Source organism: Curvibacter sp. GW821-FHT09D12 (genome assembly GCF_059416245.1).
The window spans coordinates 1-1,038 of record NZ_JBWKOU010000056.1 but is presented as its reverse complement, the minus strand read 5'-3'; the positions used below and the strand labels follow the sequence as shown (position 1 = coordinate 1,038).

Here is a 1,038-nt window from a genome sequence, read left to right as displayed (position 1 = left end):
GCTGACGCGCCCTCAATTTGAAGCGCTGGTGCTGGGCTTGCCCTGGCAACGCCTGGAGCAAATGCAGCGCATTGACCGTGTGTGAATGATGGGGGTTTTGAAGGGGGGGGCGCCATTGGCGCATGCCCCAGTGACGGCCCCAGCAGGGGCCGCTCACAATACCCCCATGCTCGATGCGACTGCATTCCAAATCCCTGATCTGAGTGGACTCAGCCCCGAAGCTGCACAGGCCGCCACCCAGGCGATTGAAGCCCACGTCAAAGAGCAGGCCCTGCAGATCTCGCGCAAAGACCAGGAGCTCAAGTTCAAAAACGCCAAGCTGGAGAAGCTGACCTTCGAATTGGCGCGCCACAAGGCCTGGCGCTTTGGCGCCAAGACCGAGCGCATGAACGCCGAGCAACGCCAGATCTTCGAAGAAACCTTGGCTGAGGACCAGGCCTCATTGGAAGCTCAGATCCAGGCGCTCAAGGGTACGGTGGTGCCCACCGTCGCGCCCAGTCAGGACAAAGCCAAACGCCCACGCCGGCAGGCCTTGCCCGAGCATCTGCGCCGCGTCGATCACCACCACGAACCCGAGAGCACGCGGTGCCCAAGCCTTGAGTGTGGCCAAGCCATGACTCGGGTAGGGGAAGACGTCAGCGAGCGATTGGACATCGTGCCGGCCGAGTTCTTTGTGCACCGTCACATCTATGGCAAGTGGGCTTGCCGCTGCTGCCAATTGCTGGTCCAGGAACCCGCTGAGCCGCAAATCGTGGAGTGTGGCATTCCCAGCGCTGGGCTGGTGGCTCACACGCTGGTGAGTCGCTTCGTGGACCATCTTCCTTACTACCGCCAGGAGACGATCAATGCGCGCTCCGGCGTCCACACCCCACGCTCGACACTGGCATCGTGGTCAGGGGCCGGCGGAGCGGCTTTGGAGCCCTTGCACGAAGCCCTGAAACACTTCGTTCTCTCCAGTGCGGTCGTGCAGGCCGACGAGACACCGGTGGACATGCTCGACCCTGGCGCCGGCAAGACCAAGAAAGCCTACATCTGGGG

1 protein-coding gene is annotated in these 1,038 nt (G+C 62.6%); it reads left to right on the top strand.

Going from position 1 to position 1,038, the window contains the following annotated elements; genetic code table 11:
* Positions 1–166 precede the first annotated feature (166 nt).
* Positions 167–1,038 (top strand): IS66 family transposase (locus AC07PT_RS30410; protein ID WP_494659186.1); only part of this gene is annotated, 872 nt, incomplete at its 3' end.